A 17,295-nucleotide genomic window follows, 5' to 3' on the forward strand; every position below is an offset into this window, starting at 1 on the left:
GGACGTGTTTTGCCGCAAACCTCTAAATCCCCGACCCGTCGAACTGCTGTCCGTCGGTGCCTTCCCAAGGCGAGGGCATTGAAAACCGGTTGAGGTTGGCCGAGGGCATCGGCATCCAACACTTCAATTCCGGCTCGGCATATTCGATGATGTGCCCGGGCGAGGAATCAGAAGCGCGCCAGCCTTCTCCACCGAACTGATCGCCATTCGACCAATAGGCGAGGTCAACTTCTGCCGGCCCCTGTTCGGAGGGGCGGATCGTAACCAGGATCCGACTACCGTCCTTCGGTGCGCTTGCCATGTGGCGCCAACGGTCCGTTTCGTCCATCCTTCTTCTCCTGCCTTGCTGTCAGTTGCAACTGTCGCCTCGCCATCGAAAGCCGTCAACTCAAACTTTGCAGAACCAAGGACGGAATTGCGGAGCTGCGAAAATTGTGGGCCTGTGCAGCGAACTTCCTGTCCTCCCCACAGTTTGCGGCGGTAGAACGGGGTTGCACGGGGCGACACGTAAAGCGGGATAACAGGTGAGCCAGTACACAATGATCGTCATCGGCAACAAGAACCTTGTTTCTTCCGACACTCGCGATGCCTGGGAACGAGCAGGAATTGAGTTGCAGGGACCCGTGCTGCCGCCCGCTTTCGAAATGCGGCTTGTGCATGCCGCCCATGGCGTGCTGATCGATGCCACCGAAGACGCCGATCTGATGTTCCGGATATCGGAGCAGCTTGAAGCTGCTTCGGTTCCTTTTCTTTTTGTCGTGACGGAGCAGCAGGGACCGGAGTGTAAAGGCTCTTATGTGCTCGGTCCCGAGCCAAAGCATATCAAAGAGATTGTCGAGGAACTGCTTCAGCAATACGACAGCGGCGTCAGACATTAAGTTTCCGGCCTCGCGACGCTGCAACGTCGGCGATGAATATTTCACACATTATCCTGAACACCTGAAGCCTAAGAACGTCTCGGTCCTGCCCTGAAGGAAGCTCGCATTTCGCTCGCAAGATGACCCGTTTGGCAAGATCTCCTGCCCCCTTCTTCGAGTGAAGAAATCGGCGCGCCATGCGGCGGACATCCGGGGCAAGGTCATTGATCCGAGGACTTCCGTCTTCCTGCATGTTCCGGTTCGGCAGGTTCGGGATAATAGTCATTCGCAGCTCCCTCCTGCGCAGAATAATCCGATCGTCGGACATGTCGTTCCCGTACGGTAGCGGACAAAGGGATGTGCTGCCGATATGGCATCCCGCTCTTCCAAGGGCCGCATTTCGGGCTCTCGGTACGTCAACGTAGCGAGCTTGCCCGGCACGCATCAAAGGAGTAACTTCGACCCATCGTCCGCTAGCTGAACAGGGCGCGAACGACTGAGGGTTACCATGTGCTCTTGCCCCGGCGGATGGGAAGCGGAAGCGCATCGTGACAACTCCTCTTCAGGCAACCATGCCGAACAAGCTTCTGGCATTGCTTCCGTCAGCCGACTACGAGTTGATCGCGCCGGACCTGGTCCATGTCGTTCTTCCGAGAGGCACCCCACTGGGCGTAATGGGAAAGCCCATCGAATATGTCTATTTTCTCACAGCCGGGATAGGTTCGATCGTCGCGACGACGCCTGAAGGTCACCGTGCCGAAGCAGGCCTGTTCGGGTTCGATGGTTACGTTCCGACCTCGGCCGTCGCGGGCGTGGAAATCAACGCGCACGACGTCGGCATCCAGCTGGACGCGGAAGCGTACAGGATGGACTATGATGTGTTCCGAGGCTGGATGGACCGGAATAGAAGTCTTTCCAAGGTGATGCTGCGCTCAGGCGAGGCATTTTCGATCCAGCTGGCGTACACGGCGGTATCGAACGCCATTCACGAAGTCACCGAAAGATTGGCGCGCTGGCTGCTGATGTGTCACGATCGGGTTCCCGGCAACGAGATCAACCTCACCCATGATTTTATCTCGCTGATGCTGGCGGTCCGGCGGCCAAGCGTGACGACCTCTCTGCATTTGCTGGAAGGCAACGGGTTCATCAAGTCCGAGAGAGGCATTATCACGATCCGCAACCGACCGGCTCTCGAAGAGTTTGCGCATGACGCCTACGGGAGACCGGAGGAGGAATATCGACGTTTGATGAGAGACCTTTTCTGACGCGTAACCGCGTCAGACCGATTTCAGGCGAGTTCCAGCACGAGACGACAAAGCAGCCACCGAACGGACCGGCATGACACGCTACTTCTTCCATATCAGCCAGAGTGGCCAGACCGTCCTGGATCAGGAAGGGGACGAATTTACCAGCCTCGATGACGCTCGGGCCAATGCAGTCAAGGCAGTCCGCGAACTGGTGGCAGCCAAGATCAAAGGCGGATTGATGATACTGAACGAGCACATGGAAGTGCGTGACGAAGCAGACGCGCTACGATTGATCATCTCTTTCCACGAGGTGATCGAAGGTCAGCTCAAACGTTGACCGGGCTCAGAACTCGCCGATAAGGCGACGGTATTCCTCTTCGGGCTTGCCATAGGCATTGCCCGCGAATTCCTCCATTCCCTTACGGTCTCGGATGGTGATGCGGCCGCGTTCTGCGCGAATGAGTTTCCTGCCTTCGAGGACATGCAACGCGGTGGTGACGCTGGGCCTGCGGACACCGAGCATCAGGGAGATGAAATCATGTGTAATGGCGATCTCGTCTCCGTCCACCCGGTCGTGGCACATCAGCAGCCAGCGCGCCAGACGTTCGTCGACCTGATAGGTCACGTTGCAAAGGGCCGTGTAGGATATCTGCGAGGCAAATGTCTGGATAAATCGAGCCAGCAGGTTGGCGAAAACGGGATTCTCCGGGAGTGCTTCGGTGAGGCCCTGCAGAGGCATGCGAAAGCCGTGCCCCTCCACCTGCATCAGCACCTCGTGCACGCTGATCGTGCCGCCGACACCGGCCGAAGTTGGTGAAAAGCCTTCCCGGCCAAACATGCCGGCCTCAGCCCGCTGGCCGTCCGACGAGATTGTGATGACCGAACCTATGCCACGAGAGAGGAAATAGACATAGTCGATGGGCCTGTCCGCCTCGACGATGATGAAGCCTCTTGTCAGATCGACCGGTTCGAGATCGTTGCGAACACTTCGGAACTCGTTCTCCGGCAACAAAGCCAGCAGTCGGTTTCGCTTTTCTGAGGGTTCTGCGGCGGACATGGCTCTCGCTGACGTCGGGCGAAAGTGCAGAACCTTCGGCCGCCATGCCCTGAATTCCATCAGACGGTTGCCGATTCTATAGCATCCTGTTGTTCCCGGTGTTTTTGGGTACGCTGGCAGACCCTTCAACCAATTTTATTCGAAAAGGCTAATTTAAATACTCTTCATTCAGGAGGAGAAAAAATGAAAAACGGGGGACACGAGCCGGTTCTGCTGCTGGAAGACCAGGCTCTGATTGCGATGTATATGGAGGAATTGCTTCACGAGGCCGGATTTGACAGCATCAGCACCCATTCATCATGCGCTGCAGCGATCGCGTGGCTTCAGGAGAACACACCCGAGCTTGCCATAATCGAAACCCGGCTGCGGGACGAGCCATGCGATGGCATTGCTGAAATTCTCGCAAAGCGCGGCGTCCCCTATATCGTGCACTCCGTAGAACGGGACGAGGGCAGAAACCGTCCATTGATGGGGACCAAATGCAAATGGCTCGACAAGCCCTGCGATCCGGACGAGTTCGTCAAAGCGGTGAAGGAATGCACATTCCCGGCCACCGAAATGCATTTCTCAAACACTGGGTGATGATCTGAACAGTTCTTCATACTCGCGCCCGCCCAATTCGCCGGTGAACGGGCCGGGCCTTTGACCTATTCAAGCGATAGGATTACGCCGTCTGCTCCGCAGGATTGCCTGAAGCAAATCCGGCACGTCATCCTCGGCTCCATCAATCAACTGATGTCGGTGGGAACCAATATCGGAAGGGATGAAAGCGCGGGAACTTGCCAGAAAAACGGCGATGTCGCTCAGCTTTTCAGGATCGGCCAGTCCGCGGCGATAAAACCAGAATACGATCCTCGCAATAACGTCCGGCTCGACATCCGCCGTTTCGGGTGAAGAAACGGCCATGCTGACCGCCTCGCGCATGACGTCGACGTCATGCATGGTCATCACATTCCTGTCGAATTCTCGGGCTTGCATTGCAATCCTCCTGCAGCCGACAGACGAATTCTATGCCCGTTCAGACACACCTGAAACAAAAAATGAGGCATCGGGGACTTTGGTCAAATAGCGTACAGAGGAGGTTGATTTCGCCCCGGATGGCGCAACCGTGACACATGTGCCGAAGCACGCGCCAGAATGGTATTTCCAACGAAAATGGCGGCCAACCCGGAATGGCTAGGATGGGGAGGCTGCGGAAACCAGCCGCCCCATCCCGGATGGCTGGTTAGGCGGAAACAGGCATCGGGGCCGCTTTGGCCGAAGACGACGTTCCAGCTGCAACCGCCACCATCGGCATGCCGGCTTCAAGGCATGCGGCAATGAAGGCTTCGCGCGCGATCTCGACTGGCGCTATTCTCTTCAGTGCCGCCCGGCATCTGTGGACGGCGCGGTCGTACCGCTCCCCATGTTTGAGCGGCCATTCGTTCTCGAGAAAGTCCAAGGCGTCATAGACGTTGTGGAAAGTATGATCCAGGCCGTTTGGCAGCCGGATGTTCACCGGGGCGCGGAATGGCATTTCCGGAATGTTCATGATCTCCTCCTTTCACATGCCGGATGAAAAAGAAGCAGACTCGATCTGGTTATTGGCCGCCGAGATTCAAGAGGTCATGCGGATCGCCTGACCTCCTCGCTGGTTTCCAGGATCTTGTCGATCGTCATCGGGAAGTAACGGATGCGTTTGCCGGTCGCGTGGAAGATCGCGTTTGAGACCGCTGCGGCAACGCCGATGATGCCGATCTCGCCGAGGCCCTTGGCGCCGATGGGGCTCACCTTGTCATCCTCCTCATGGACGAAGATCACTTCGATGTCCTCGACATCCGCATGGGCCGGCATGTGATATTCGGCCATGTTGTGGTTCATGATACGACCGGTGCGATGATCGACCATCCCTTCCTCGTGCAGCGCCATGCCGATACCCATTACCACGCCGCCAAGGATTTGGCTGCGGGCCGTCTTGGGATTGAGGACGCGGCCGCCGGCGACGGCCGAGACAACCCGGGTCACGCGTGGGACACCAAGTTCCTCATCCACCTTCACCTCCACGAATACGGCGGAGTGGGTGTAGCTGATAAATTTCTTGGCCTGTTCCTGATCGGGAGCGACCTTGCCGTGCTCCTCAATGAAGGAAACGCCCGCAGCGTCCATGATATCGCCGATCGAGACGCCCACCTGGTGATTTCGATCGAGCACGAGGCGGCCTTCCGCAAGGGTGACCTCATCCTGCGAAGCTTGTCCGAAGGGTGAATTCGGCATCGACTTCGCGTGCTTCAACAACGTGTTGCGCACGGCATCCGAGGCAGCCTGAACAGCGGAACCGCTGGAGGCTGCGGTCCATGAGCCTCCTTCGACGCCGGTTTTCGGCAGGCTGGAATCACCTATCAGGACGGTCACATCGTCGAGCGGCACCCCGAGTGCCTCGGCGGCGACCTGGCCGAGAACTGTATAGGTGCCGGTGCCGATGTCCGATGCAGCTGCAGAAACAGCCGCCTTGCCGTCTGCCGACAGCCGGACCTTGGCCTCCGCGGGCATGATCGTCGCCTCCCAGATGCCGGTCGCCATGCCCCAACCGACGAGGTCGTTGCCGTCGCGCATCGAGCGCGGGGCGAAGGATCGGCTGTTCCAGCCGAAGCGCGCGGCGCCCTCGCGATAACACGCGTCCAGCGCTTTGGAGGTGAACTGCTTGTCCCGGTTCTGGTCTCGAGTGGCGAAATTGCGCAGTCGAAGTTCGACGGGATCGATGCCGACTTCATAGGCGAGCTCATCCATCGCCATCTCGAGGGCGGTAACCCCGGTCGCGGCTCCCGGAGCGCGCATATCGCCCGGCGTCGAGACATCGAGTTCGGCCAGCCCGTAGGAGAGCCTGACATTGTCGCATCTGTAGGCGAGGCCGGACCAGTTGACGACGTTCTCCTGATAGTCCTCGTAACGAGACGTCGCCTGCAGCGCATGATGCATGACCGACAAAAGCCGGCCCTCCCGGTCCGCGGCCAGCGAGACGGTCTGGACCGTCGCAGGGCGCCAGGTAAGATAAAACATCTCGCGCCGGCTCATCTCCACCTTGACGGACTGCTTCAGATCCAGAGCCGCCATGACGGCGAGGAAAAGCTGATGCTTCGGGCGCAGGCCAGAGCCAAAAGCGCCGCCGACGAAACTGTTCTTCACCGTCACCTTTTCCGGATCGAGCTCAAAGACGTTGCAGATGTAATCGCGCGAGTTCTGCGAGCCCTGCGTCTTGTCGTGGACGGTGAGAAAACCGTCCTTCTCCCACAGCACGGTCGAGGCGAAGAGTTCCATCGGGTTATGATATTCGCCTTCCAGCCTATATTCGCTGGAGATCTTGAAAGGAGCGTCGGCAAAGGCGCCCTGCGGGTCGCCGCGCGGTTCGGGCGGAACGAACTCCTCCCTGCGTGGCTGAGGGGGAACGTAGCTGCGCGTCTGTTCCCGGCCGAGATCCGTATGCGGTTGCTCGGCAATGTAGCGCACCCGCACCAGTGAAGCCGCGTCGCGTGCGGCCTCGAAGCTCTCGGCGACGACCATGGCGATCGGCTGGCCGTCATAGAGGATACGGTCGTTTTCAAGCGGCCGGAAGGGATGACCCGGAAGGGCGACCGCGTCCTTCCATTTGTCGTCGTCCTCGGCGGCCCTCGGCCGGTTTTCGTGGGTATAGATCTTGATGACGCCGGGGAAGCGTTCCGCCAGGCCGGTTTCAATGTCGACAATACGGCCGGTCGCGACGGTCGCGGGGACTGCGTAGCCATGGAGCATGCCGTGACCACCATGATCGGCGGCGTATTTGGCGCTGCCGCTGACTTTCAGCGGGCCGTCGATACGCGAAAGCGGAAGCCCGACGACTTTGGTTTCGTTCAGCATTGGTCCTGCCTCCTCACTGTACGGCTTTGACGATCTGGTCCTGCGGCGTGCCGGAGGCGGCCTGTCTCAGGGCTCGGACGATCGCCTTTTCCGCGAGCGGAATTTTGAAATCATTGCCGCCCTGGCCCTTGGCTGCAGCAAGGAGCCGCCCGGCGACGCCGCGGAAAGTATCCTCGTTCGCCGGCTGTCCGGCGAACTCCGCCTCCGCCAACGTATCGCGCCAAGGTTTATGGGCGACCCCGCCCAGTGCCACGCGCAGGTCGACGATTTTACCCTCGGCGATATCGATGGCGGCCGCGACCGAAACGAGCGCGAACGCGTAGGAAAGACGGTCGCGCAGTTTCAGATAGGTATGGTGGCGGGCGAAATGATTGCCTTCGAGGCGGATGGCCGTCACCATCTCACCCGGGGCCAAGGTATTGTCGCGCTCAGGTTGATCGCCGGGAAGCCGGTGGAAGTCTGTCATGGCAAGATCACGCCGTCCTTCCGGTCCCTCGATTTCCACCGTCGCGCCCAGCGCCGCAAGCGCCACACACATATCCGAGGGGTGGGTCGCGATGCACTTGTCGCTTGCGCCGAGGATGGCGTGAATGCGGTTGGTTCCGCCAATCGCGGAACAGCCGGAGCCGGGTTCGCGCTTGTTGCAGGGCGTGGAGGGGTCATAGAAATAGTAGCAACGGGTGCGCTGCAGCAGGTTTCCGCCAGTGGTGGCGGCATTGCGTAGCTGTGGCGAGGCGCCGGCCAAAATGGCGCTGGAGAGCAGTGGATAACGCTCCTGAACACGTCTGTCATAAGCGACAGCCGAATTGCTGGCGAGCGCTCCGATGCGCAAGCCGCCGCCGGGCAGATCCTCGATCTCCTTCAGGGGCAGCCGGTTGATATCGACGATCGCAGTCGGGTGCGCGACGTCATATTTCATCAGATCGACCAGATTGGTGCCGCCGGCGAGAAGCTGCGCGCCCGGATCCGCCGCAAGCGCGATAACGGCATCCTGAACGGTTTCGGCGCGGGTATAGGAAAATGGTCTCATTCCGCAGCCTCCCGCAGAGGTGTTACACCTTCCTGATCGAGGACATGCTCGATCGCATCGGCGATATTGGTATAGGCGCCGCAGCGACAGAGATTGCCGCTCATCAGCTCCCGAATCTCGGCGCGGCCATGAGCGTGGCCTTCGGCGACAAGACCGACGGCGGAACAGATCTGGCCGGCCGTGCAGTAACCACATTGAAAGGCGTCGTGCTCGACGAAGGCCCTTTGCATCGGATGCATGTCCTGCGGCGTTCCCAGCCCTTCGATCGTGGTGATCTCGGTGCCGTCGATCGACACGGCGAGCTTCAGGCATGCGTTGACCCGTTCGCCGTCGATGAGGACCGTACAGGCGCCACACTGGCCGTGGTCGCAGCCTTTCTTGGTGCCCGTCAACTCCATCGGACCACGCAGCAGATCGAGCAACGTGACCCAGGGATGAATATCGAGCACCCGGTTCGTGCCGTTGATGTTGAGCGAGATTGCGCAAGTCGGAAGGGCGGAGCTTGAGGTCCCTTTGTCCATCGGGGCTGCCTTTCGTTGGGAGATCCGGCGGTTGAATAGGCGCCTAACGGCAGCCGGTAGGGGATTGTTCCTATCGTTCTTGCGGCCAATCTCTCGGCGTCTCCTTCCGCGACGGGCGCGCGGATATTGGACTAGATATTTTCTCCGAGCTGGGCGGCAAGATGGATGCGGGCACGGTTCACCCGGCTCTTGATGGTCCCGAGCGGGCAGTCGCAACGTTGTGCCGCAACCTCGTAGCTCTCCCCCTGGATCAGGACGATATCCAGAGCCTGCCGATAGTGAGCGGGCAACTCCGAAAATGCTTTCTCGAGTTCCCGGGCGCGAACCGACCACTCTTGAGGTGCCTGGACCGAAGGCTGTGGCGAAATACCTTCTCCCAGGCCGATCACCTCCCGCTTGGCAAGGCCGAACTTCGTGCAGAACGTGTTCCGCATGATGGTGAACAGCCAGGATTTCAGGCTGGTCCCCGGTTGAAATTTGTCGATATTCGCCAGCGCTCTGAGAAGGGTCTCCTGCACGAGATCATCGACGTCGGTCGATGTCCGGTGAAATCGCCGCGCGAAGGATCTGAGCGCTGGTATCAGATCCACGACCTCCGAACGGATGTGCGAGTTGGAACGATCGACCGCCATAGGGCCTCCTGACAAGACAACCGACGGAACTGCCGTGAGAACCAAATGTTCCGACGTTTTATCGGAAACCCACGCCTCTAATCAGCTTTGGCAGATGGTCCAGCGAAAATTCGGCGACCCGGCGCAAGCAGGTCACCGGAGCGAATATCCGCTCAACGGCGAAGGTTCGTGACAAGATCAGGCGCTGGGAAACAGAACCGGCAGTCTTTGTTCTGCAGTCATCCAGTTCCGGACGTGATAACGCCGCATGACGGCAACGTTTATTGCGAAAATGGCGACCCCCAGAACAACTGCGATGGTAACGCTCGAGCCGGCGGCCGTCTTGACGACTACACCGGCAAAGACCCCGGCAATCGCACCGGCGATGACGCTCACTAGGCCCGCCGTGCTCATGAATGATTGCCAGCGCGACTGCCTCAGGGCCTTGTCGCTCAACACGGCCTGGTCGTCGTCATGAGTGGAATGGATCAGATATTTTTCCATCGGCGGCGCGACCTCGACATAAAAGTGGCGGATTCGCGCGATGCCGCGTGCATGCACCATGTCTTCGATAGCGACCTGAACGGTCCGCACGAATGTTACAAGACCGATGAAATAGAGGCATGGCAGCAGGATTAGGCTGAACAAGACAAACGGCTGCCCCATCTGTGTGACTTGCGCGACGAAGGCAAGGGCGATCGTCGCACTCGAAACTGATGTCAGAAACAGATTGGCACGTTGATTCGCCTCCTGGATTGTTGCCGCACGGGCGGTCTGCAGCACGAAATGTTCGGTGGTCATGAATTGCAGGATCTGCTGCGGGGTCTTGGCTTCGCCCGGCTCAGCACCAATCGCTTCCTTCGCGTGCCGCTCTTTCATCGCTCCGTCGCAATCCCGGCAGCTTGAGGCTTTCCGGCAGAGTGCCGGCAGCATGTTCTCGAGCTTGCCGATTTCCTCGATACAGTTCGCCGCTGCCGGCCGCGACAGCGGCCAAATCATGTGGCATGCGTCCGCGGGGCACATGTTGGCGCATCTTGCGACGAAGAACACGCCAACGTCGATAGTGTTCCAATAAGCGGCTTGGCACTCTCAACCTTGCAGGGGACGGAATTTCAGCCGGCCAAGGAGCGTGCGATCAATACGAGCCAGTGCCGGACCTGCGTAAAAATCAGGAAGTTGTCGTGAACGCGTTGCTGAGCGCGCTGGCCGAGCACTTCACGCTTCCACTGGTCCCGTAGCAAATCATCGAGCGCAGCCGTGATTTCGCGGGGGTCCTCCGGATTTGCCAACAGATATCCATCCAGGCCTGGGCGGATTTGCTGCCGCAGCCCCGCGGCCTGCGACCCGATAACGGCGGCGTGCTTCCACATGGCTTCCGTCGCGGTCAACCCGAACCCCTCCTGCAAGGAGTTCTGCACCACGATATCCGAGCAACGCTGCAGCGCATTGACGAGCAGCGCGTTGTGCTTCTTCGAATTCATCGGCAGGACGATGATTGCGACGTCGGCCTGGAACTCCGGCGTCAAGCCTGCATAGGCATTGCGGAGCTCCGCAAGCACCTCCTTGCCCTCCGGATCATCCTCGATCGACCCTGGATCGGGGCCTGCCAGGACCAGCCGCGCCAATTGCAGGGACCGCCGATGGCGCTCATCGAGGCCGGTTCTGCTTCCCAGCTCGCGCTTGAGGGCGACGAAACCCTCCATCAGCGGAAGGAAGCCCTTCAGCCGATCCCATCGCGAAATCTGTGTCACGATAGGTCGATGGAGAAGTCCGATATCTTCGTGCTCGGTAGCGGGTGCCCATGTCCCGTCGCGCTGAAGCCGTCTCGCGGGGTCAGGGAATGGTGGCGTCAGCATCGGGCCGGGCGCCCGGATCAGGCCGCCGTTGGCAAGAATGCCGACCAGCTTATGGACCGATAGATCCCTGTTCTTGTGGCTGAGCGGATCGATGGCGGGATGAATGATCGCTGACCGACCGGCGAGACAGCGGGGGATATATTCCGGAGCCGTGAACACCGCATGATCATAGGCAGATGCGGCTTCCTCAAGAAATGCCCAGGCGGCTTGGGTTTCGGGTGTCTCTCGATCAAGGCCGATATGGCAGCGCCAGATCGCCGTGATGTCCATTTTCTTTCTCAGGATAGCGCCTGCTCCCAGCGGTTGAGGGTCGTGGACGACCAGCACGTCTCCCGGCGAGACATGGCGCGCAATTGCCTCCGCCGTGTCGCGACTGACCCGGCCGTAGAGATCGCGCTCGGCTTGGCCAAGGTTCGGATCATCGTGGCCATGGATCAGGTTGTGCAGCCGCTTGGTCAGTCGAAAGAAGCCTGGATCATCGGTGTCCATCACGAGCCAGTTGGCATCGACGCAGAGTTCGCGCAGCAGCGCGAGGAGGGGTGGCAGCAGCTCGGCCACGCCGCCGCCGTGATGAGTGCTGTTGACCATCCACACCCGGTGTCCCTTGAGCGTCGGAAGCAGGCTCTTTGCCTCATGGCGCAGCTCGCGCACCATCGTGCTGAGATACGCAACGCCCTCGTAATCGTCGAGCGAGACATGATGCTGTGGTTCGACCAGATGTGTCATGAAAAAGCTCCTGCATCATCTTCGACGACACCTTCGCACGGAGCGCCGGATGAGACGCCTGTTCCGACAGCGATACGCTTACGCCGTCTTTTAAAACGACCTAACGCGCTCGTGATCCGACTGATCCATCAGGCCGTTCGAGCCATCCTCAATTGTTTTGGAACTTCGGGCAGCCGTCTCGGTTTACAAAATTCGGCGTGACGGTCCAGTCAAAGCCGACGCGCGGCCTGTCGCGTGCCATGACGGCCAAGGAAACAAGCCAATCTCGGGGGCAAACTGGAACGGAGATCCAAATGAAGAAGTTCATGGTCATCGGCTGTGTCGGGTTGTGCCTGACAGCTTGCACGTCAACAGAGAAGGGTGCCGGGATTGGCGCTGCCACGGGTGCCGTCGTCGGCGGCGTAGCAACGGGCAATGTTCGCGGCGCCGCGGTTGGTGCGGCCGTGGGTGGCGTGTCCGGCGCTCTGATCGGAAATGTCGCCGGGCAACCCGGCCGCTGCTACTACCGCGACAGCAACGGAAACCGCTATGTCGATCGATGCTGAGCGCTTCCCGATCTTTGTTGGCTAGCGCCTGAACCGGTCCTGTGACAGGAGGTGACAGGTTCGGCGTCCGACAGGGAAAGGTGGAAAAAGGAGAGGCCGGGATGGCCGACTACCAGCGCGTGCGCGATCACATGGTCGAGGTCCACATAAAGCGGCGCGGGATACGGGATGCGCATGTCCTCAACGCGATGCGCACCGTGCCGAGGGAACATTTCGTTGCCGACGGCATGGCAGAATTCGCCTATGAGGACACCCCGCTGTCGATCGAGGCGGGGCAAACCATCTCCCAGCCCTATATCGTTGCTGCGATGATCGAGGCGGCGGAGGTGCATCCGGGTGACCGCGTGCTCGAGGTCGGCGCCGGTTCCGGATATGCGGCGGCGGTGATCGGTCAAATCGCCGAGCGCGTCTATGCAATCGAACGGCATGGAGCTCTGGTCGCATCCGCAAAACAGCGGCTGACGGATCTCGGCTACGACAATATCGACGTGATCGCCGGCGACGGTACACGCGGACTGCCGGAGCACGCACCCTTTGACGCTATCCTGGTGGCCGCAGGCGGTCCGGCGGTGCCGCCGGCATTGAAGGAGCAGCTCGCGGTGGGCGGGCGGCTGGTAATCCCGGTGGGAAAGGAGTCTGGCCAGACCCTCTGCAAGGTCGTCCGGCGCACGGCGACGAGCTATGAAGAATCGAACCTCGGGGCGGTGATGTTCGTGCCGCTGATCGGGGAACAGGGATGGTCCGAGGATGGTCGGCGCGCCGCGAGCAATCACAAGCCCGGCGCGTCGCGCAAGCAGAGCCTGCCGGAGATGATTGCGCAAGCGGCCGAGGACCTGCCGGATTTCGACGACGCCGCCTTCGGCCGCCTGTTCGGCCGCTTCGGCGACCGACGTGTGGTTTTGCTGGGCGAAGCCAGCCACGGGACGGCTGAATTTTATCGAGCCCGTGCCGCAATCACGCGCCACCTGATCGTCCATCGGGGATACACGATTGTCGCAGTCGAGGCGGATTGGCCGGATGCGGCGAGAGTTGACCGATACGTCCGACACCGGACCGCGTCCGAACGTGAGGAGCCTCCGTTCCAACGTTTCCCGACCTGGATGTGGCGCAACACGGAAGTTCGGGCACTGACCGAATGGATGCGGGAGCGCAATGCGGGCCTCGATGCCATGGAGGATCGGGCCGGCTTCTACGGGCTCGACATCTACAACATGTCCGGCTCGATCGGGGCCGTGCTGGACTATCTGGATCGGGTCGATCCGGAGGCGGCGGCTGTGGCGCGCGAGCGTTATGGCTGTCTGACGCCCTGGCAGAAGAACCCGGCCACCTACGGCCGGGCGGCGCTCAGCCGGGGTTATGTGGAATGCGAGCAGGAGGTGATCGAGCAGTGCCAGGCGCTGCTGCGCAAGCGGCTCGACTATGCGAACAACGACGGCGACGCCTTTCTCGATGCCACCCAGAACGCCCGGCTGATCGCATCCGCGGAGCGCTATTACCGCATCATGTATTATGGCGGAGCGGAAAGCTGGAACCTGCGTGACACCCACATGTTCGAAACGTTGCGGCACCTGCTCGACGCGAAGGGACCGGATGCCAAGGCGGTCGTCTGGGCGCATAACAGCCACGTCGGCGACGCACGCTTTACCGATATGGGCGCAACGCGTGATGAGCTCAACATCGGTCAGCTCTGCCGAGAGGCTTTCGCAGGCGAGACGGCCCTCATCGGTTTCGGCACCCATACCGGCACGGTGGCAGCCGCGAATGACTGGGATGGCGACATGCAAATCATGCGTGTCAATCCCTCTCGCCACGATAGCTACGAGCGCCTGTGCCATGAGGCGGATAAGCACCGCTTTCTCCTCGACCTTTCGCCTGGCAAACACGAGCCTTTGAGACGCCGCCTCTCGGAGCCGCGGCTCGAGCGCTTCATCGGCGTCATCTACCGACCCGACACGGAACTGTGGAGCCACTACAGTCAGGCGGTCCTTCCCGAGCAGTTCGATGCCTATGTCTGGTTCGACGAGACCCAAGCGGTGACGCCGCTCGGCCCCGAGCATCATCGTGGCATGCCGGAAACCTATCCGTTCGGTGAATAGAGCGATGCTCTACTTCGCGATGAGCCTGGGCGACAGCAATGAACCCTGCATCGTTCGCGGAACGCGTCAGTGCGCCCCACCGCCGCCACCGGTCTTCAAATCTATATTGCGCAGGATGAGCGCCAGCGGGATCGCGCAGGCAGAGATGACCGCAAGCACATGGAAGACATCGATATAGGCGAGATAACTCGCCTGCGTCCGTACCTGTTCGCCGATAAGGCCGATTGCCTGGTTTTGCGCGTCCGCCATGGACGAGCCGCGCTCCGTAAGGAAATGCTGCAGGTTCCGCATCGTCTCGATAAAGGCCGGGTCGGAGGGCACGATGTGCTCCACCAGCCGGCTCTGGTGCCACTGTTCGCGATGGGCAAGCACGTTGGAGGCGATCGATACGCCGATCGAACCACCGGTGTTGCGCGCCGCATTGATGAGCGCGGAAGCCTGGTCCGTCTGGTCCGGCCTGAGCCCGGCATAGGACGCCGAGGTGATCGGAATGAAGATGAGCGGCAGGCCGAGCCCCAGATAGAGCCTCGACCAGACGAAGAAACCGAAGTTCAGGTCGGGGTTCAAACGGGTCACATCATACATCGCGAAGGCAATAATGCCGGCGCCGATGGCGATCAGGTATTTTGGCTGGACTTTCGAACTCAACTGCCCGGCGACGAACATCATGACCATGGTCACGAAACCGCCCGGAGACAGCGCCAGGCCGGCCCAAGTGGCGGTGTACCCGTAGTTTTGCTGCAGCACTTGCGGCACGAACTGCGTCGTGGCAATCAGAATTGCGCCGGTTGCCAGCATGACGATAAAGCAGGAGCTGAACTGCCGGGTGGCGAGCAGCCTGATATCGGCGGCAGGATTTTTCGCCGTCAGAAGCCATGGGATCGAGGCCAGCAAGGCAGAGACGCAGATCACGGAGGTGACGATGATGAAGGTCGAGTCGAACCAGTCTTCCACCTGACCGCGGTCAAGCACCAGCTCCAGCGCCCCGAGGAAAGTCGCGACCAGGAGAAACCCGATTACGTCGAAACGAATACCCTGGCGCCGCATTTCCTCGCGTTTCCTGCGCAGCGCTTCCGGCTCCTGCACCAGGAGATAGACGAGCACAAGGGCGAAGGCGCCGACAGGCCCGTTGATCAGGAAACACCAGTGCCAGGAGAAGTTGTCGGAGATGTAGCCGCCGAGCGTTGGGCCGATCACCGGAGCAACGACCACTGCGATGCCGAACACCGCAAAACCCTGACCGCGTTTTTCCGGCGGAAAGGAATCGCTGAGGATCGATTGCGACACCGGTACCATGCCGCCGCCGGCAAAACCCTGGATCATCCGGAAAATCAGGAGCGAGGGCAGGTTCCAGGCGAGCCCGCAGAGAATCGACGCGACCGTAAAAAGCGCAAGGCAGATGAGATAGAAGCGCTTGCGGCCGTAACGCTGGGCGACGAAACTCGAAGCGATCAGAGCGATTGCATTGGAAATGAGATAAGTCGTGACGACCCAGGAAGCTTCGTCGGAACTGATAGCCAGGCCGCCGGAAATATAGCGTAGCGCGACATTGGCGATCGTCGTGTCCAATACTTCCATGAAGACGGCGAGAGCAACGACCACCGCCACCAGCCATGGATTGGTGCTGCGGTCCGCACGTTCTTCGCCAGCGCCGCCTGTCGTCGCTGCATTGGCCATGTCAGTTCCTTGGTCTCACGGTCACGGTCGGTACGACCGACATGCCGGGACCGATCCCCACATCCGTCGGCCATTGGTCGACGACGATTTTCACCGGCACGCGCTGAATTACCTTCACGTAGTTGCCGGTCGCGTTTTCTGCGGGCAACAGAGAGAAGGCCGTGCCCGAACCCGGCTGGACCGAGTCCACCTTGCCGTGCAGGACGTGGTCCGGATAAGCGTCGATCGTCAGATCGACCGGCTGGCCGGGCCGCATGTCGGCGAGTTGCGTTTCCTTGAAATTCGCGGTCACCCAGATTTCGTCTGGAACGAACATGGCGATCGCCTGGCCGGCTTCGACGAACTGGCCCTTCGAGCCGCTCAGTTTCACGACGCGCCCGGGCTGAGCTGCGGTCAGCGTGGTATAATTAAGATTCTGCTCAGCGCTTTCCCGCTGGGTTTCTGCCTGCTTGAGGCTGGCGGCGGCGCTATTGCGCTGGGCCTCGGCAGCCACTTTGTTCTTCATTGCCGACGTGACGCGTGCCTGCGCCTGATTATAGGCGGCCTGAGCCTGCCGCAGGTTCGCCTCAGCCTGCTGCGAGGCCTGTTGGCTGCCGGCTCCGCCCTGGACAAGCCGGCGCTCGCGGGTCGCCTCGTCCTGGGCAAATTGCAGTGCAGCCACGGTGGAGGCTTCTTGCGCACGCGCTTCGTCCACGGCCGCGGTTGCGACCTCGATCTGGGCGGCGGCATTGGCGATCGCAGCGTTTGCGTATTCGATCTGGGCCTCGGCCTGATCGACGGCAATCTGATAGTCGCGCGGGTTGATCCTGGCGATCACCGCGCCAGCAGCGACGTGCTGGTTGTCACGGACGGCAACCTCATCGATATAACCGGAAACCTTGGCTGCCAGCGAGAAGCTGCGGGCGTCCACAAAGGCATCGTCGGTGGTCTCGTAGGGATGGAAATAGATCAGCCAGACGAAATACGCCGCGAACACCAGCGCGATCAGCGCAATGGCCGCTAAAATGATCCTCCAGGGATGCCGGCGGATGAGTGAGGGTTTCTTTTCGTCTTCCTTCTGATCGGATGCCTGCGCTTCCCTTTCCCGGTTCTCGTCTTCGGGATCGGTTGGGCGGTTCGCTTCGTCATCAGGAACGGCGCGCTGAGCTTGAGCCAAGGGATGCCTCCGAAGATTGCTGCGCAAGCACCCGAAACTTGGGAAG

At 60.5% G+C, this 17,295-nt stretch carries 18 protein-coding genes; 6 read left to right on the top strand and 12 right to left on the bottom strand.

Annotated elements, in window-relative coordinates; all coding sequences use genetic code 11:
• Positions 1–22 precede the first annotated feature (22 nt).
• Positions 23–328: a hypothetical protein gene (locus ACZ9IU_RS26170; RefSeq protein WP_040125076.1), complete on the bottom strand. Its 306-nt coding sequence runs from the start codon at positions 326–328 to the stop codon at positions 23–25.
• Between the two features lie 196 nt (positions 329–524).
• Between ACZ9IU_RS26170 and ACZ9IU_RS26175 the strand changes: the two genes are divergently transcribed.
• The 3 genes from ACZ9IU_RS26175 to ACZ9IU_RS26185 all read left to right on the top strand — a co-directional run bounded on the left by ACZ9IU_RS26175 (position 525) and on the right by ACZ9IU_RS26185 (position 2,441).
• A complete protein-coding gene (locus tag ACZ9IU_RS26175) occupies positions 525–878 on the top strand; it encodes a hypothetical protein (RefSeq protein ID WP_157885316.1) in 354 nt (117 codons plus the stop codon).
• Between the two features lie 527 nt (positions 879–1,405).
• Positions 1,406–2,122: a Crp/Fnr family transcriptional regulator gene (locus tag ACZ9IU_RS26180; RefSeq protein WP_157885315.1), complete on the top strand. Its 717-nt coding sequence runs from the start codon at positions 1,406–1,408 to the stop codon at positions 2,120–2,122.
• A gap of 73 nt (positions 2,123–2,195) precedes the next feature.
• Positions 2,196–2,441 (top strand): DUF6894 family protein, encoded by a 246-nt coding sequence (locus ACZ9IU_RS26185; RefSeq protein ID WP_051900521.1) that lies wholly within the window; start codon positions 2,196–2,198, stop codon positions 2,439–2,441.
• 6 nt (positions 2,442–2,447) lie between these two features.
• Here the strand turns inward: ACZ9IU_RS26185 and ACZ9IU_RS26190 are convergent, their stop codons facing one another.
• Positions 2,448–3,161 (bottom strand): Crp/Fnr family transcriptional regulator, encoded by a 714-nt coding sequence (locus ACZ9IU_RS26190; protein ID WP_040125067.1) that lies wholly within the window; start codon positions 3,159–3,161, stop codon positions 2,448–2,450.
• Positions 3,162–3,344: 183 nt separating this feature from the next.
• Here ACZ9IU_RS26190 and ACZ9IU_RS26195 point away from each other — a divergent pair, with 183 nt between their 5' ends.
• Positions 3,345–3,743, top strand: coding sequence for a response regulator (locus ACZ9IU_RS26195; protein WP_051900519.1), 399 nt, complete (start codon positions 3,345–3,347; stop codon positions 3,741–3,743).
• A gap of 69 nt (positions 3,744–3,812) precedes the next feature.
• Here ACZ9IU_RS26195 and ACZ9IU_RS26200 read toward each other — a convergent pair whose 3' ends face one another.
• The 8 genes from ACZ9IU_RS26200 to ACZ9IU_RS26235 all read right to left on the bottom strand — a co-directional run bounded on the left by ACZ9IU_RS26200 (position 3,813) and on the right by ACZ9IU_RS26235 (position 11,703).
• On the bottom strand, positions 3,813–4,103 hold the full coding sequence (locus ACZ9IU_RS26200; RefSeq protein ID WP_498957811.1) for a hypothetical protein: 291 nt from the start codon (positions 4,101–4,103) through the stop codon (positions 3,813–3,815).
• Positions 4,104–4,386: 283 nt separating this feature from the next.
• Positions 4,387–4,692, bottom strand: a complete 306-nt coding sequence (locus tag ACZ9IU_RS26205) for a DUF982 domain-containing protein (RefSeq protein ID WP_040125063.1) — start codon at positions 4,690–4,692, stop codon at positions 4,387–4,389.
• Positions 4,693–4,766: 74 nt separating this feature from the next.
• A complete protein-coding gene (locus ACZ9IU_RS26210; protein WP_040125061.1) occupies positions 4,767–7,031 on the bottom strand; it encodes a xanthine dehydrogenase family protein molybdopterin-binding subunit in 2,265 nt (754 codons plus the stop codon).
• A 13-nt stretch (positions 7,032–7,044) separates the two neighbouring features.
• Complete coding sequence (locus ACZ9IU_RS26215) at positions 7,045–8,061, bottom strand: FAD binding domain-containing protein (protein WP_040125060.1); 1,017 nt, start codon at positions 8,059–8,061, stop codon at positions 7,045–7,047.
• A complete protein-coding gene (locus ACZ9IU_RS26220) occupies positions 8,058–8,582 on the bottom strand; it encodes a (2Fe-2S)-binding protein (protein WP_040125058.1) in 525 nt (174 codons plus the stop codon). The genes ACZ9IU_RS26215 and ACZ9IU_RS26220 overlap by 4 nt, the downstream gene beginning before the upstream one ends.
• Positions 8,583–8,713: 131 nt before the next feature.
• Positions 8,714–9,214, bottom strand: a complete 501-nt coding sequence (locus ACZ9IU_RS26225) for a sigma-70 family RNA polymerase sigma factor (protein WP_051900518.1) — start codon at positions 9,212–9,214, stop codon at positions 8,714–8,716.
• A gap of 177 nt (positions 9,215–9,391) precedes the next feature.
• Complete coding sequence (locus ACZ9IU_RS26230) at positions 9,392–10,126, bottom strand: hypothetical protein (RefSeq protein ID WP_244447570.1); 735 nt, start codon at positions 10,124–10,126, stop codon at positions 9,392–9,394.
• 179 nt (positions 10,127–10,305) lie between these two features.
• On the bottom strand, positions 10,306–11,703 hold the full coding sequence (locus ACZ9IU_RS26235) for a glycosyltransferase (RefSeq protein WP_244447569.1): 1,398 nt from the start codon (positions 11,701–11,703) through the stop codon (positions 10,306–10,308).
• 365 nt (positions 11,704–12,068) lie between these two features.
• Between ACZ9IU_RS26235 and ACZ9IU_RS26240 the strand changes: the two genes are divergently transcribed.
• Positions 12,069–12,320 (top strand): YMGG-like glycine zipper-containing protein, encoded by a 252-nt coding sequence (locus tag ACZ9IU_RS26240; protein WP_040125054.1) that lies wholly within the window; start codon positions 12,069–12,071, stop codon positions 12,318–12,320.
• A gap of 101 nt (positions 12,321–12,421) precedes the next feature.
• Positions 12,422–14,416: a protein-L-isoaspartate(D-aspartate) O-methyltransferase gene (locus ACZ9IU_RS26245; protein ID WP_040125052.1), complete on the top strand. Its 1,995-nt coding sequence runs from the start codon at positions 12,422–12,424 to the stop codon at positions 14,414–14,416.
• Positions 14,417–14,482: 66 nt separating this feature from the next.
• On the opposite strand, the gene ACZ9IU_RS26250 is transcribed toward ACZ9IU_RS26245, so the two are convergent.
• Positions 14,483–16,093, bottom strand: a complete 1,611-nt coding sequence (locus ACZ9IU_RS26250) for a DHA2 family efflux MFS transporter permease subunit (protein WP_040125050.1) — start codon at positions 16,091–16,093, stop codon at positions 14,483–14,485.
• Position 16,094: 1 nt separating this feature from the next.
• Positions 16,095–17,249, bottom strand: coding sequence for an HlyD family secretion protein (locus ACZ9IU_RS26255; RefSeq protein ID WP_080719361.1), 1,155 nt, complete (start codon positions 17,247–17,249; stop codon positions 16,095–16,097).
• Between the last annotated feature and the right edge of the window lie 46 nt (positions 17,250–17,295).

The sequence above is a fragment of the Mesorhizobium sp. USDA 4132 genome (genome assembly GCF_056279545.1).